The organism is Geminocystis herdmanii PCC 6308 (genome assembly GCF_000332235.1).
Taxonomy (GTDB): domain Bacteria; phylum Cyanobacteriota; class Cyanobacteriia; order Cyanobacteriales; family Cyanobacteriaceae; genus Geminocystis; species Geminocystis herdmanii.
In genome coordinates this window covers 1,393,082-1,409,408 of the sequence record NZ_CM001775.1, presented here as the reverse complement: position 1 = coordinate 1,409,408, position 16,327 = coordinate 1,393,082, and the positions used below count along the sequence as shown (strand labels likewise).

The following is a 16,327-nucleotide window of genomic DNA, read 5'->3' as shown; positions in this document are numbered from 1 at the left end:
TGGAGAAGTCTAATAGTCAAAAATTTAATTTCTGGAGATGTCTTCTGTAAACAGATGATTTCATCACACCCTATTGATCATTTTCGATCGAAATTTTACTGCCGTCTTGAAGATAATTTACTCCTTTTAAAGCAATAACATCTCCGACATTTAATCCCGAAACGATGATTATATCTTGATTATTAATAATTTCCCCTAGAGAAACTTGTTGCATTTTGACGGTGTTGTCTGGTTTGACTATATAAACAACCCCAGTGCTATCTCTTTGAGGTAAAACTGCTGACATGGGTACGGTTAAGCTAGATTTTGTGTTAGTAATGATGGATGTCTGTACAAACATTCCCGACTTTAAATTATTATTATCGGGTAAATCTACTTTGACTATGCCTTGGCGAGATTGCTCATCGATAATGGGGTTAATCTCTCTCACAATGCCCGTTAACTGAAGATTGGGGTTGGCAGAGGAAGAAATTAAGACTTTTTGCCCTGATGCAATCTCTTTTAGTTGATTTTCTGGCACTTTTACCTGTAATTCTAGTCGCCCTTCTTCAATAATAGTAAATAATTTTCGATCGTTAAAAGAAGAAGTGACATCTCCTACTCTCGCATTTCTTTCAGCAATTTTACCGTTAACAGGAGATTGAATAATGGTATCCTTTAACCTTGCTTCTACTAATTTTACCCTTGTTTGAGCTTCCACTAAACTAGCTTCAGCTTGGGCAATAACTTCTTCACGCTCTCCTTTTTGTAATTCTGCTAATCTTTGTTTAGCTTCTCTGAATCTAGCCTGATTTTTAGTGACATTAAATTTTTTGGTGGATTCATCATTAATCAACTCGTCTAGTCTATCCCTAGGAATTGCGCCTTCTGCTTCTAACTGTTTATTTCTGGCTAGTTTCGTTCGTGCTAATTGCAAATCTGATTCTGCTTGTAATAAGTCAGCTTGAGCAAAGTTAACATTTTCATTCGCTCTTTGTAACTCCTCTTTTCTTGTACCTGCTTTGACTTCTGCTAGTCTAGCCTGAGCTTGTACTACTCCGGCTTGAGCTTGTTTCAACTCTGCTTGTAGGATAGTATCATCGAGACGAATCAAAATTTGTCCTTGAGTCACCATGTCTCCTTCATCAACTAATATTTCCTTAATCTGTAGATTACTACTTTGAGACATGACAGGAATTAATTCGTAGGGGGAAACTGTGCCTGTAACTTCTATTTTTCTGTCAATTTGCTTAATTTGTGCTGTTGTAGTCGAGATAGTTTGATTAGTGTTTATGGTTTCTGTTACTAGGGGGGAAGATACTGGAGTGGTTTCTGGGGTAGGATTTCCGTTAACAATTTTTAGCCCTATCATTGTACCGATAATGCCGATAAGGATACCTAAGATTAAACCGTTACCTTTTTTATTTTCTTCGGGAATATCGTCTTCAAAGGAGAGGTTAGGGGAGTCTAAGTTAGCGACAATATTGGATTTACCATTATTATCATGGTTTTCGGCTCGATCGATCGATTGTTGACTCATCTTCTTTTCCTCTGTTTGACGATATGTAAAGTTTTGTTAACTAGATTTCTTATTTTATCAAATAATCAGGGGAATTGAAAAAGGTTGTTAGCTAAATTAATTCAAAATTGAGGTTGAGAGATTGCTTCATGCCTCGCAATGACACAAAAAAATGTAGAATTAAGAATCTAATAATTTATTATTCATTATTTATTATCGATTATGAAAAATTTTTTACAACAAACCTTCGCTAGTTTTGTGGGTAGTTTAGCAGGATTATTTTTCTTTTTTGCTTTAAGCGGAGGGGGATTATTAATCTTTTTTTTAGCCTTATTATTATCTAATAATACCCCAAAAATTGAGAATCAATCAGCTTTAGTTTTTAACCTTAATACTCAAATTAGTGATGCTCAATCTGAAAGTAGTTTATCTTCTTTGCTTAGTAGTGATACTGTGCCAACTTTAACTTTAAGGGAGATAACTTCTGCTATTAATAAAGCCTCTGAGGACGATCGAATTACTGCCTTATATTTAGATGGTAGTAGGGGAAATCTTACCACAGGATACGCTAGTTTAGCAGAGATTAGAACCGCCCTTGAAAATTTTAAAGCTAGGGGTAAAAAAATCATTGCTTATAACGTTTCTCAGGGTGAAAAAGATTACTTTTTAACATCTATTGCTGATGAAATTAATCTGAATCCCATTGGTGCAATGGAAATGAATGGTTTTGCAAGTTCGCAGTTATTTTTTGCCTCTGGTTTAGAAAAATATGGTATTGGTTTACAAGTAACTAGAGTGGGTAAATTTAAGTCTGCGGTTGAACCTTTTACTCGAAATGATTTTAGTCCAGAAAGTGAGATTCAAACCTCAGAATTGTTAGATGATTTATGGGATTCATACTTAGAAAATATTATTAAAAATCGTCCTTTAAAAACAGGAGAAATTAATAATATTGCCGATAATAAAGGTATTTTACAAGCCCAAGAAGCGAAAGATTTAAAGTTAGTTGATCAGTTAATTTATCAGGATGAAATTATCGATCGACTCAAAACTATTACTAATAGTACAAATGAAGATTCTTTTCGTCAAATTAGTATCCGAGATTATTTAAGTGCCAATGATTCCTCTAATACTGCTCAAACTAATAAGATTGCCATTCTTTATGTGGAAGGTTCGATCGTCGATGGACAGGGTAGAATATCAGAAGTTGGTAGCACTCGTTTTGTCGATGAAATTAGGAAAATACGAGCAAATAAAGAAGTTAAGGCAGTGGTAGTCAGAATCAATAGCCCGGGGGGAAGTGCCGTTGCATCGGAATTGATTTTAAGAGAATTACAGTTAACCGCCAAAGAGAAACCCCTTGTAATTTCTATGGGAGATGTTGCCGCTTCTGGGGGATATTGGATAGCCACGGCAGGAGAAAGAATTTTTGCTAGTAATCAAACTATTACAGGTTCGATCGGGGTGTTCGGTTTATTATTTAATGTAGAAGATATTACTAAGAATAATGGTGTTAGTAATGATGTGGTAAAAACTAATAATTTTGCTGATTTAAGCAACACATTTAGACCAAAAACTGAAGCAGAATTAGCTATTATTCAACAAAGCGTGGATAATATTTATGAGTTATTTTTAGAAAGGGTATCTGAGGCAAGAAATATGCCCATTCCTAAAGTTGCAGAAATAGCACAAGGACGAGTTTGGTCTGGAAAATCCGCTTTAAAAATCGGTTTAATTGACGAGATTGGAGGATTAGATTCCTCCCTTGAATATCTTAACGAAAAACTGCAATTAAATAATAATTATGAGGTGGTATCCTATCCTGAAAGTAGAACATGGGAAGTAGAATTATTAAACAGATTAAGTGATAGCAAAATAGGGAAAAATTTAACAGATAAAGAAACTTTAGTGCATCTTATTTGGGAACTAAATACAGAATTAAGTCTCAAAGAAATTTTAGAAAATCCTCATCAAATCTATAGTATTTTACCCTATAAACTTAATATAAAATAATCATCATAACGATTAATTTCTAAGAAGCTGTTTGACAAGTCGTAATTTTGATAATCGATCCCCCCTTGCCCCCCTTAAAAAAGGGGGAAATATGACAGAAAGTCCCCCTTATTAAGGGGGATTTAGGGGGATCAAAAACCATGATTTTTGGAGATGTCTAATGTGTTGTTTAATCCCTAATTCTCAAAGTATTGACTGATGATACGAGAAAATTCTTCAGAATTGATAGGTTTATGTAAGTAATCAGTCATTCCTAATTCTAAACATTTTTCTTTTTCACCTTTTACTGTACAAGCCGTTAAGGCGATAATGGGGATATTTTTATTGATTTCCCTAATTTTTTCGGTGGCTTCATAACCACTCATAACGGGCATTTGTATATCCATTAAAATAATGTCTGGATTAAATTGTTGATATTTTTCGATGGCTTCCTGACCATTTTTTGCTTGAATAATGGTAATTTGAGGTAACAGTTTATTAATCATTACCGTTGCTAAAGTGATGTTAACTCGATTATCTTCTACTATCAAAATTTTATAGGCAGAATAATCATTAATAATTTTGTTTTCGGAAGGAGGAGAAATCACATTCTCTATAGATTGGGGAGGCTCGATCGAACCTTTTGTAGTCATAGGTAATTCTAAAACAAAGAAAAAATAACTACCTTTTCCTTGAATACTCTCTAACTGCAACTGACTACCCATCAAATTTACCAATTTATTCGAGATAGTTAAACCTAAACCAGTGCCACCATATTTACGAGTTGTCGATTCATCTTCCTGAGAGAAAGCCGAAAAAATAGTTTTTTGTTTTTCGGGAGAAATGCCAATACCTGTATCCCTCACAGAAAATTCGAGGGTATAAATAGTATCTTTTTGATGAAGAATTTTAATTGATAACTCAATTTTTCCTGTGTTAGTAAATTTACCAGAGTTACTTAAAAGATTAATTAATACTTGCTTTAACCTTAAATCATCTAGCCATGCAAAACGGGGTAAATTCGGAGGAATATTGAGAAGTAATTTAATAGATTTATCTTGAATTTTAAAACGAATAACATCGATGACTTGATTACAAATTTCCCATAAATCATGTTTTTCGATGACTAACTCTAGTTTTCCTGCTTCAATTTTAGAAAAATCTAGTATATCGTTGATTAAATCCTGAAGAATATTACCTGATTGATGAACTAATTTTAAATATTGTCTCTGGGTATCATCTACATTTGTTTGTAATAAAAGATCGGAAAAACCAATAACACCATTGAGAGGGGTGCGAATTTCATGACTCATATTCGCTAAAAATTCTGATTTGGCTCGATTTGCTGATTCGGCTTGACGTTTTGCGAGGAGGAGATTTTCTTCAAGGTTTTTTCTTTCCATGGCGCTAGAAATACTATCAGCAAAACTAGATAATAAACCTATTTCTCCTTCTGTCCAAATTCTTTCTTGATGACAGTCATCAAAACCTATTTCTCCTTGAACTAAATTATTACAAAAAATGGGGATATAAATAAATGATTTGATATTTTCTTCTAATAATACTTGTTTAAACGGTACATCATCGGCAATGTTTTTTGTCAGACGTTGAAAAGGTTTACCTTCCATCATGATTTTTGCGGCTTCGGGAAAAACTGACACGGGAATATTTTGTAATTTAGGATTCTTTATTTGTGGTTTTCTGCCGTCTCGATACCATTCATATTCATTACTAAAGAGAATTTCTGGTTTTTCATATTTAATACTTAAATAGTAGGCTTGATCTATTTCTATGGCTTCCCCGATGGTGGCTAAAGCATAGGCAATGGCTCGATCGACATCTTTGTTAGATAATAATTCTTTAGTAGCTTGAGAAATAGCGCGTAACATTTTCTCTTTTCTGACTAATTCTTCGTTAATTTTTTGTAATTGTGTCTCAGTATTTTTTTGGTTGGTGATGTCAAATATTAACCCTTCTATATATTTTAAATTACCCTCTCGATCGAAAATCCCCTTACCTTTTTCATATACCCAAATTGTTTCATGATTAACGGTAATCATGGGATATTGAATTTCAAAATTTCTTTTTTCCTGTAAACATTCATTCACATTCTCTCGAATAGTCTCTTGATAATCTTTTCGTATAATTCGTTGTAAACTAATATTATTATCGATGAAATCTTGAGTTTTATATCCCGTTAACCTTTCAATTTCATCACTAATAAATATAGTGGTATATTCCTCATCATTAAGACACTGATAAGCCACCCCGGGTAAATTCTCAATCATATTTTTGAGTTGAGCTTCACTTTGGGCTAAGGCAATTTTTGTTAGTTGATTTTCAGTAATATCCGTGGCGATACCATCAATTCTAATCCTTTCACCTTCTTGATTAAATACATATCTAGCTTTACTAGAAATCCATTTGACTTTACCTTGAGGAGTAATAATGCGGTATTCTGTTTCAGAAAAGCCTTTTTCCTCCATACTTTTCCAGATAACACTTATAATATCTTGATCTTCAGGGTGAATAACTCGATACCAATTAGAGTAATCTTTCATCCATTCTTCATGGGAAATACCGTAAATTTTCTCAACACTAGGACTAATATAGATAACTTTAAACTCTGGTACACTAATTGACCAAAGTACTTCTGTTAAAGATGCGATTACATTTTGTAATTGATTTTTGGTTTCTTTTAGTTCAATCTCTCTTTGTTTTCTTTCTGTGATGTCTTTGATGGTAGCGAAAAAAATGATTATATTTCCTTGTTCATCTTCAATCCTTGAACTACTAACAATTACAGGAAATCGATCGCCATTTTTTCTCTGAAAAATTAATTCAAAATCATTATGTTGTAATTCACTAGATAATGCTTGTTGAAAAGCAAGATTGATATTATCGTATTCTTCTGGAGGCCAATAAATATAAGGTGGAAATTGGTTTAACAATTCTTGTTTAGTAAACCCTGTCATTTCACAGAAGGCTTGATTAACTTCTATTTGTCTGCCATCGACATTCACGATCGAAAAACCATCTCCCAGATTTTGGATAATCCCACTGGAAAAATTTTGTTCTTTTTTAATAACTTCTTCTCTTTCTTTGTGTATCGTAATATCCTGAAACATACCAATTATTCGCACTAACTCCCCATTTTCCATGAGAGGATAACCAGACACTCTCACCCAACGAAGATTATTTTTAGCGGTAATAAAGCGACAGGTGACATCAAAAGATTTTTTTTCTTTTTGGGTACTATTTAAAGCATTAATAATCAGATGTTGATCTTCGGGATGATAAAATTCAATGCCGTTAATTTTATTATGGTCAAAATCTTTATCAACTTCATGAATACTATAAACTTCGTCACTCCAAAAAGTTTTCCCTGTGGCTAAGTCTAATTCCCATCCGCCCATATTGGCTATTTTTTGGGCATTGTTAAGTAAGGAAGTTATTTTTAATAATTCTGCGTCGATTTTTTTTCTTTCCGTAATATCCCTTGCCACTGCATAAATTAGGTTATTGTAATAGTTCGATCGCCATTCAATATAACGATAAGTACCATCACGACAAAGATAACGATTTTCAAAATATAGTATTTTCTGATGATTGGCTAATTGAGCCATAACTTGTAACGTTTTCTCTACATCGTCAGGATGAACTAAATCAAGAAAATAATGACCTTCTAGTTCTGTTACAGAATAACCTAAAATAGTTTCCCATGCTTTACTAACTTTCAGAAAATGTCCTTTCAAATCAGCAATACAAAGTAAATCCAACGCCAAGTTAAAGAAACTTTCCAAATCAGTGTCATTTTGATTGTTGTTGTCCATGAAATCGTTATTGATTTATCATTATTGATTTTATAATAATTCTAGTTAACCCAAGGAATATCATCTAACCCCTCCTGTAATAATTCTTCATAATTATGTACAGTAGTTTTAGAAGAGGTAATGATTTCAGTATCGGATAAAATAATATTTCGATCGATCTCTTGTTGTTGTTGCTTCTTAGTTTCTCTTTTAGAATTAATAGTAGTTTTATCTAAATATTGAAAATCCGTAGTTTTCCCATTATCAGGCACAAAGTTATCTAAGAAAAAAGTGAGAGTATCCTGTTTAATACAACCTTTTAATACTGCTAAAGCGCCAAATTTCACCCCTAATTTTTTCTGTTCTTCAATAATTGCCTTTATCTGATTTTCGCCCAATAAACCAGCCTCAGATAAATAATATCCTAACTTTCTTTTTTTAGTTTCTTGAATTATTATCTTTATTTTTTCTCCAAAAAAGTCCGCAGTTTGTTGTTGAATCCAATTATGAAGAACTAAAATTTCTCCTAATTTCAGATCAGTATAAATAGTTTGCTCCATTAAAGCTACCTGAATTTGTCCGGGTAGTATTAAACCTGCTTCCTCTAAAATTTCCCCGAATAACTTATCTTTTAAGGATTTTTTTGGTATCATCGCATTTATTTTCAACCTCTTTGACTTAAATTGAGATATTGCTTTAAAGTCAAAATCCTTGATAAACAAAGTTCATAAAATGAAGTATATTTTTTTTATATATTAATTATTTTTTGTTGTAACCCTTCATCATTATATTTTATTGTTAATACGAGTTCTGACTTTAATATATTATTACCCAAAAAAATGAAAAACAATCAGAAAAATAAGATAAGCTAAAGTTAGTAACAAAACTTAATAAGTTTATTGACTAAATGAGTTGGGGCTGTAGTTCAATGGATAGAACAAACACCTCCTAAGTGTTAAATAACGGTTCGACTCCGTTCAGTCCTGTATTTTTACCCGTGGAAGTTAAGATTCTGACTTTGATTCTAGGTCAAATTGGTATCTTTCTTTGGCTTTTCGATCGCAATATGCCACTAAATTTTCTAAGGCTTCGGAAGAATCAGCCTCAATAATTTTACCTCCAATTTGATCAAATTCTTCGCTGGTGGACGATCGCCAAATTTGTTGTATTTTAACTTTAAGATCATTCCCCATCACTTCATTTTCCCTTGCCTGACTCAAAATAATTTCAAATTTTGGTTGTGGAGGAAAATCTTTATTGATAATCATTTGAATCCCCTTAGGAGTCAAATCAAGGGTAAAACCTAAAAATTTACTATCAGAATCTAAAATGCGACAAACAGCGAGAATACGGCGATAATTTCTTTGTTCATTAATTTCATCCATGATTAAATTATCCTTTATATACTGTAGTTTTAGACAAATTCAGGAAATGACAAAAAGCAACTTTTTCTAATGCTTCATTTTCATGGTAACTCGATCGAGTCTTATTGAACTGAATTTGATTTATTCTTACTCTTGGGTAACTGGAGAAGGAGATGTTTCTATTTCCAAAGTTTTCTGAGATGATGGTGCTTTATTTTCAATTAAAGGTTTCAACTCAGGTAATGTTGGTTGAGGCACAACAGGAGTTATTTCGGGAGGTTTTTCCGGAGTTACTACTGCACTGGGTGCTGGTTTTTCTTGTACTGGTTTAACGTCAATATTTGTTTCGGGTTTAGGAGGATTAGATTCTGTTTTGGGAATAGAGAATGTAGCCGGAGGTTTAGAAGTATTCGGTTGATTAGGTTCGATCGAATTTCGAGGAATGACAGTATTGGATTCTGTTTTGGGGGGGGTGAAGGTAGCAGGAGGATTCGGTTCGATCGAATTTTGAGGAGTATTACCTACATTAGAAATAGACAAAGACGGACAGATTTGAGCATTATAATTATAGTTAACATAGACATGATAGGGTTTATTTGTACCAGTGTCGTTAGCAAAACCATGACTTCTAATTTGTCTCAAGGCTTGATCATTAAATAAAGGATACCCCGAACTTTTGATTAATTGAGTATTAACAACACTTCCAGCCGAATCCACCGTAACACCATAGGCGGCAGTGCCTTCTAATTTGCCTACACAAGCATCTTTAGGATAGATACCGCTTAAAGTTAATTGTTGAGGAGTGACGTTTTGTACTTGTGTTGCCCAAGCAACATAGTTTTTTCGAGCATCTTCATCGCTAGTATTTTGAGTTTCCTTCTGAAGTTTAGCCACTAAACTAGCATTAGGTTGAAAAGCTAAAGGTGGATCATTTTCTCCCCGTATTTGAGGAGTATAATTAACTTTGCCATTAATCACATCCCTAGGATTAGCCGTTATTTCAATTTCTGAGTTAGCAAATATTTGTTGCCTAATGATAGATTCTTCAGGAGTAATGGCTCTTTCATTGGTAGGATCAGCCGTAATATCAATGATATTACCATCTTTTGGAGTATCAAAATTAATAGCAGGAGGTAGTGTCGCTATGGCATTCTGATTCAGAGGAGGGGGAGGAGGTAATTCTGTGGGAGAAGGAATAGAAGGAGTCGGGAGATAAAAATTATCAGAATAGCTAACTGGAGGAAGACTCACCGCTGGTGGTAAAGAAGGAGGGGCGGGTAAATCCATAAAGACACTATTATCAAAACTAGGCATGGGAAAATTTGCCATCGGGGGAGGAGTAGGTATATCTAAAGCCGATAACGGTATAGAAGGTAAAGACGTATCCCCTTGAGGAAGTGTGTTTAAACTATCCCAATTAAAAGAAGTCTGCGGTGTTAAGTTAGGTAAACGAGTTTGTTCAATGGCATTTAATTGCACAATGGGAGTGTTATCTAACCCATTATTAGCCTTAGAACTATTATAATCTTGCCATTGAGGAAATACTACGGTAAAAAATACCCCATGAAATGCGATCGAGGTTAATAAGGGCCAATTAATTTCTTTGACTACTTTACTAGCGTTAGCTTGTAAGGAGAATGTTTGAGAACTCGTAGTTGTCACCATAATCAATCTAAATTCTTTTTCTACCGTATTCTATCAATTTTAAATCTTAACTTGCATTGCACCCAAAATGATCATAGGGGGAATTGGGGATTTGGGGGGTTGGGGAGTTGGGAGTTGGGGAGTTGGGGAATTGGGGAGTTGCTAATTGCTAATTGCTAATTGCTAATTGCGAGATACATTCGGGCATAATCTAGCACGATCGAGATAGCGGGAGAATACATGGTCATAAAATCTGCCATATCCTGAGTAAAATGATTTGGTTTAGGATGAGTTAAAGTCAAAATCCCTAAAATACGACTGCCTCTCAAAAAAGGAATACACAAAGCCGAACCCACTTTATAGGGTTGAGGATAAAAATGCAACCAGCGATTATCTTCTTCAGTATTTTTAACTAAAGCCATACGACGATATTTCGCTACCCATCCTGCCAACCCTTTATCTAAAATTTCTCCGATTAAGTAATCTTTTTCCTCTTTTACAGTAGGACCTCTTGCTAAAATACTTTCTGTAATCACTCCCTTTTCATCGAGAATAAATAAACTAGCGTCTTTTGCTCTGAGTAATTCCCTACTTACTTCGGTAATCTCAAGAATAACGGAGCGTAACATTAATTTACCAGTAGCCACATTACCCATCATCAAAATCGATCGAAATAATTTTTCTTGGGCTTCCATCGCCACTTTATATTTAGTTAAGTCAGCAATATGACTTCTTAAAGAAGAAACCTCAACTTTTAACGCTTCTGGGGATTGTTCAGAGGGAAAACTCATATTATTATTCAACTCTACAGGGTTTATCCGTTATTTTATCAATTTTTCCATAGGTAGAATTAAATTTTTGAACGTATCTAATAGACATCACCTGAGTTCGATATAAAAATAGGTGAGGGCTGACTTGGAAGACTCCGAAGACAGGAAGACAGGAAGATTGTATTTCTGATGAATGAATAAAATTCTCTCAAAAGTACATCAAATATTGAGAATTTTTCTCCCTGTCCACTTGTCCACTTGTCCACCTGTCTAGTTTTCATCATTTTCTTTATGTCGAACTGAGGTATATTTTAGGTAGAGACATAAAATTTTACGTCTCTACAATAGTTTGAGCCATTAAAAATTTAATTTTTCCCAGAAGTCTAATTAATGGTTGCTCGTAATTGCCCACAGGCGGCATCAGCTTCTAAACCACGAGAATAACGCACACTGACGGCGATATTTTCTTGTTTTAATTGATTGAAAAAGTCGTTAATTCTTTCTTTAGAAGGGCGTTGATAGTCCACTTCAGAGATAGGATTATAGGGGATAAGATTCACATGAGTTTGAAATCCTCGTAAATGTTGGGCTAATTCTTTGGCATGGTGAGGTAAATCGTTAACTTCTGCTAATAAAATATATTCAAAGGTTACTCTTCTTCCTGTGATTTTGACATATTCTCGACATTCTTTTAATAGTTGTGAGAGGGGGTAATGATTGGCGCTAGGGATGAGTTTTTCTCTTACTTCTTGATTTGAGGCGTGAATACTGACTGCAAAGGTTATTTGTAGCTGATGTTGGGCTAATTCGAGAATTTTTTGCGGTAATCCTACGGTGGATATTGTAATCGATCGTTGCCCAATACCTATATCTTCATTGATGGATTTTACCGCTTTTATGACTTCGGGGAGGTTTAATAAAGGTTCACCCATACCCATAAATACCACATTAGACACCCTTTCATCAAAATCTTTTTGTACTGTCAAAATTTGATCAATAATTTCATGGGCTTTAAGGTTACGAGTAAATCCGCCTTTGCCTGTGGCACAAAAATCACAACCCATGATGCAACCCACTTGAGAAGATACACACACCGTTAATCTTTTACTGCTGGGGATGCCTACGGTTTCGATAATTAAACCATCGGCTAACTTTAACAGATATTTACGAGTTTCATCGGGTGCTGTACTATAATGATGGATGCTCGATCGACCTATAACATTATTTTCTTGAGTTTCTCGCCATTTTTTGGGAAAAACTGTCATTTCCTCCCAAGAATTAGCTCCTTTTTCGTATAACCACTGATAAAGCTGTTTTCCTCGATAAGCTGGTTGTCCTTGTTGTGTAATCCAGTCGGTTAACTCTGGTAAAGATTTTCCTAATAAAACTTCTTGGGTTGACATAATTAATAACGAACGTTACGCAAAATAAACTGATTTAGTATGTTGAAGAACCTCACCTTACTTCGTAAAAGATGGGGATTCTAACAGCCAATTACTTGGACCGCACATCCACTCAAACAACGAAAGTTGTAGAGGGTTGGTAGGCTCAGAAACTAACGCCCCTGATATATCCCGATTTCTCGCATCTGTTGATTCAGATGTACCCGTAACTTCCTGAGTGACCCCCAGTAGAGCATTTAAACTAATGCCAAGTTTTTCTATACCCCTTTTAGCTAACGTAATACTAGCATTAGTATCGGCATCGGCGAGAGTACCACAATTTAGACATAAGAAACTTTCCTTATGTCTATTTTTTTTGTCCTTAAAACCACAATGGGAACAGGTTTGAGAGCTATACTGAGGATTAACTTCTAGGAAAATTCGTCCAAACTTTTCAGCTACCTGACGAATTTTATTCTTAAGTTCACCCCAAGAGCAATCTCTAATTAAGCGGTTTAGAGCTTTTTTGGCTGATTGACCATTTTTCAGGAAATGTCCGTTTTCATCCTGTTTCGGCTTACATTTACGGATCATCCCTTGAATGTTTAAGTCTTCCATTACTATTACGTCTGCGATACAATTTAACTTGTGAGCAACTTTCCACTGGTAATCCTCCCGTTGATTTACTATTTTTTGATCTAATCGTGCTAATGATCTAAAGGCTTGACGTTGATTATTTGAACCACGTCTTTTGCGACTAGCTCTACGTTGTCTAAGGGTTTTTCTTTTCGCTAATCGTTTTTCAAATTCAGGATTAGGGATATTTTCTCCATTAGACAACGCCAATAATTTATGAGGTCTTGCCCCACAATCAACCCCTACAACCGCTTTAACCTGAGTCAATTCAATAGGTTGTGTTTGAGGTATAGTCTTATCTTCTAACTGAATCGCCACATAGAAACCATCGGCTTTTTGTCTGATAGTAACACTTCTCATTTCAAACCCTTCTTTCAACGGACGTGATAGGTGCATCCTCATCCAACCGATAGAAGGCAGATAGATTTTGTCTCCTTCTACTTTCACCTGATTTGGCGGATAGCTGAAACTCTTAAACTGATGGCGTTTTTTGAACTTAGGATAACCTTTACCACCATCAAAGAAATTTTGAAACGCCTTATCTAATCGTCTAAGATTTTGTTGTAATACCGTAGAGTGAATAGTTTTGTACCAAGGATGAGACTTCTTTAGACTAGGTAATTCTGAAGATTGCTGTTCATAAGCATTTCGCTTTTTCCCATTATTTTTAAAGGGTTCACCTAAGTTAGAGTTTTTGAACACAGAGCAAGTCAATGGAGTGCACGAAGCTCTCGATTTCAAGTCACAGTATTCGCCTAGTCGTAGAACTTTGACCTCCTCATAGGCTTCTATCCTATGCCTCAAGCAATAGTTATAATTGCTTCTAAGCATCGAAATCCAGTTAAGCATTATTTTCTCTTGGGATTCCGATGGCTTAAGTTTGTACTTATGAGTTACGATCATTATTATCTTTTTTCTGATTAATTCAGAATTTTATATTATTTTTCATTATAGTGGCAACTTTTGTGAATCGCCACTATTTTTTTTTTAAGGATGCCCTATCGGGCGTTTCTTTTCGTTGGTCGCAATTCATCCCTACCTTAAAGAAGGATAGGGTATTCTTGCTCCCATTCTGATAAAAGGTTTGAAGGGTGCTAGGCTAAATAAAAATTGTTAAATTCAAAGAATTTTATGTTGATAATTCCATTTATTAGGGGTATAATGAATTACACGGTAGATTATATATTAATACCCTTTTTATTGTCTAACACTTAATACATCATGAATGCACCATCAAATTGATTCTTTAGCCTATGGGAATAAATTACGATCGATCCCCCCAGAACATAAACTAATATTTGCCCTATCATTATTTATTTTAGGGTATTTGTCTCCTATATCTATTCAAATTTTGATAAGTGTTTGGTTAATATTATGGATAGTGGTTTATGGGGGGATTCCTTTTGTTGTCTATAGTCAACTATTGGCGATTCCCTTCGGTTTTTGGTTTATCAGTTTACCCGCATTAATTCTCGGTGTTAGGGCTTCTTTGCCTAATTTTACCGAAGATATGATTTGGGGAGTGCCTTTAGGTAACTTTTTTATTTATCTAAGTTGGCAGGGTATTACACAAGGATTAACAATTTTAGCTCGATCGTGGTGTTTAACCTCATGTATGTATTTCATTCTGTTAACTATACCCTTTGGAGAAGTTATCGCTGTTTTACAACGGTGTAAATGTCCTTCCTTGTTAACGGATTTATTATTGTTGATGTATCGTTTTATTTTTGTATTAACTGTTACTGCTTCCGAATTAATCACCGCTCAAAAATCCCGTTTTGGTTATCTTAATTGGCGTAGGGGAATTTATAGTTTGAGTTTGGCGATCGCACAATTACTAACGAAAACATTAGAGAATTATCGACAAATATCATTAGGGTTAAAATCGAGGGGATTTAATGGAGAATTACGCACATGGCATTCTCGACGTTATCAGAAAAATTGGCGATATATCATGGAAGCTGTTGGCGGTTATAGTTTTTTATTATTACTATTAATTTTTGGGTAATTCTGATATAGTGATAATTGATCATAATTTCATGGACAGTATAGGTTAATATGAGTCAAATTAAATTAGTATCTGACATTATTATTCTGGGCGGTGGCTTAACTGGTTCAGCTTTAGCCTATGAATTAGTGAAGCAAAATTTTAAGGTTTTGTTATTAGAAAAAGATGCTATTTTTAATAATGCAACGGTTTATAGTTATGGTGGAATTGCCTATTGGTGTGGCACGGATAATTTAACAAATCAATTATGTGATGAAGGTATTAATATTCATCGTCAATTGAGTGAAGAATTAGACGCAGATACTGAGTTTAGGGAAATTGATTTATTATTTACGATCGATAAAAATCAAAATCCTAGAGAAACTTTTAATAATTATCAAAGTTTTAATATTAAACCAAAATTTTTAGATTCCGCTGAAACTGTCGCCTTAGAACCCTTAATTAATCAAAGCTCGATCGAAGGTTCATTACTATTTCCTCAAGGTCATGTTAACCCAGAAAAACTAATTTTAGCCTATAAAAAAGCCTTCTTAAAACTAGGAGGAAAAATCGAAAATGAGTTAGTAATATCTATTGATAAAAAAGCTGATAAAATTCAAGGAGTAACTACTAAAAATAATTGTTATTTAGCTGATCAAGTAATTGTTTGTGCTGGAGGATTTTCCCGTCAAATTTTACAGAATTTAGGGATAAATTTCCCGATTTATTTCAGTCATGCTCAGTTAATTAAAACTCCTCCTTCGGAGATTAAATTGAGAACTTTAGTAATGCCTTGCACCACAAAACGCCTTGACACAGAAAAACAACTGGATATTGACAATTGGGAGCATCCGAATAATACACTACAAGGAGATGTGCTAGAAGCAGGGGCAATACAATTTTTAGACGGTAGTTTTTGTTTAGGTCAAATCAGTCAAATTATTACAAATATTGATGTTAAAATCGATGCTAGAGCTAGTGAGGCAAGAATTCGTAGCTCGATCGAGCAAGTTTTACCTGTACTGTCACAACTACAAGGTACATGGCATAATTGTCAGGTAGCATTCACTCAAGGAAAAGCTTTTCAGGTGCGAAAACTGGAGCAAATCGAAGGATTATCGATATTTTCGGGGTTTACCAGTCCATTTGTGTTTGTACCGCCTTTAGCGAGACATTTTGCTTATTATTTGGCTCATAATGAGGATAATGTTGTTAAGTTAATTGAAGTCTAATCTCCATTTC

Annotated in this window: 11 protein-coding genes and 1 tRNA gene; 4 read left to right on the top strand and 8 right to left on the bottom strand. The window is 34.5% G+C overall.

Features of this window, described 5'->3' with window-relative positions; genetic code table 11:
- Nucleotides 1-70: 70 nt before the first annotated feature.
- Nucleotides 71-1,519, bottom strand: a complete 1,449-nt coding sequence (locus tag SYN6308_RS07185) for an efflux RND transporter periplasmic adaptor subunit (protein WP_017293760.1) — start codon at nt 1,517-1,519, stop codon at nt 71-73.
- A gap of 201 nt (nt 1,520-1,720) precedes the next feature.
- On the opposite strand from SYN6308_RS07185, the gene sppA reads away from it, so the two are divergent.
- Nucleotides 1,721-3,511, top strand: coding sequence for a signal peptide peptidase SppA (gene sppA / locus SYN6308_RS07180; protein ID WP_017293759.1), 1,791 nt, complete (start codon nt 1,721-1,723; stop codon nt 3,509-3,511).
- A 176-nt stretch (nt 3,512-3,687) separates the two neighbouring features.
- On the opposite strand, the gene SYN6308_RS23315 is transcribed toward sppA, so the two are convergent.
- Together SYN6308_RS23315 and SYN6308_RS22015 are read right to left on the bottom strand one after the other, a co-directional pair.
- A complete protein-coding gene (locus tag SYN6308_RS23315; RefSeq protein ID WP_017293757.1) occupies nt 3,688-7,323 on the bottom strand; it encodes a PAS domain S-box protein in 3,636 nt (1,211 codons plus the stop codon).
- Between the two features lie 41 nt (nt 7,324-7,364).
- Complete coding sequence (locus tag SYN6308_RS22015; RefSeq protein WP_017293756.1) at nt 7,365-7,955, bottom strand: hypothetical protein; 591 nt, start codon at nt 7,953-7,955, stop codon at nt 7,365-7,367.
- Nucleotides 7,956-8,216: 261 nt separating this feature from the next.
- Here SYN6308_RS22015 and SYN6308_RS07160 point away from each other — a divergent pair.
- Nucleotides 8,217-8,288: transfer RNA gene (locus SYN6308_RS07160), tRNA-Arg, on the top strand.
- A gap of 18 nt (nt 8,289-8,306) precedes the next feature.
- Here SYN6308_RS07160 and SYN6308_RS07155 read toward each other — a convergent pair.
- From SYN6308_RS07155 to SYN6308_RS07135, 5 genes are all read right to left on the bottom strand, one after another.
- Complete coding sequence (locus SYN6308_RS07155; protein WP_017293755.1) at nt 8,307-8,687, bottom strand: hypothetical protein; 381 nt, start codon at nt 8,685-8,687, stop codon at nt 8,307-8,309.
- A 126-nt stretch (nt 8,688-8,813) separates the two neighbouring features.
- On the bottom strand, nt 8,814-10,331 hold the full coding sequence (locus SYN6308_RS07150) for a TonB family protein (protein ID WP_017293754.1): 1,518 nt from the start codon (nt 10,329-10,331) through the stop codon (nt 8,814-8,816).
- Between the two features lie 155 nt (nt 10,332-10,486).
- A complete protein-coding gene (locus tag SYN6308_RS07145) occupies nt 10,487-11,101 on the bottom strand; it encodes a GAF domain-containing protein (RefSeq protein WP_017293753.1) in 615 nt (204 codons plus the stop codon).
- A gap of 362 nt (nt 11,102-11,463) precedes the next feature.
- The gene (gene rlmN / locus SYN6308_RS07140) at nt 11,464-12,483 is read right to left on the bottom strand and encodes a 23S rRNA (adenine(2503)-C(2))-methyltransferase RlmN (protein ID WP_017293752.1); all 1,020 of its coding nucleotides are present in this window, start codon (nt 12,481-12,483) and stop codon (nt 11,464-11,466) included.
- 57 nt (nt 12,484-12,540) lie between these two features.
- On the bottom strand, nt 12,541-14,001 hold the full coding sequence (locus tag SYN6308_RS07135; protein WP_017293751.1) for an RNA-guided endonuclease InsQ/TnpB family protein: 1,461 nt from the start codon (nt 13,999-14,001) through the stop codon (nt 12,541-12,543).
- 322 nt (nt 14,002-14,323) lie between these two features.
- Between SYN6308_RS07135 and cbiQ the strand changes: the two genes are divergently transcribed.
- Nucleotides 14,324-15,106 (top strand): cobalt ECF transporter T component CbiQ, encoded by a 783-nt coding sequence (cbiQ, locus tag SYN6308_RS07130; protein ID WP_017293750.1) that lies wholly within the window; start codon nt 14,324-14,326, stop codon nt 15,104-15,106.
- A 50-nt stretch (nt 15,107-15,156) separates the two neighbouring features.
- The gene (locus SYN6308_RS07125; protein WP_017293749.1) at nt 15,157-16,317 is read left to right on the top strand and encodes an NAD(P)/FAD-dependent oxidoreductase; all 1,161 of its coding nucleotides are present in this window, start codon (nt 15,157-15,159) and stop codon (nt 16,315-16,317) included.
- Nucleotides 16,318-16,327 lie beyond the last annotated feature (10 nt).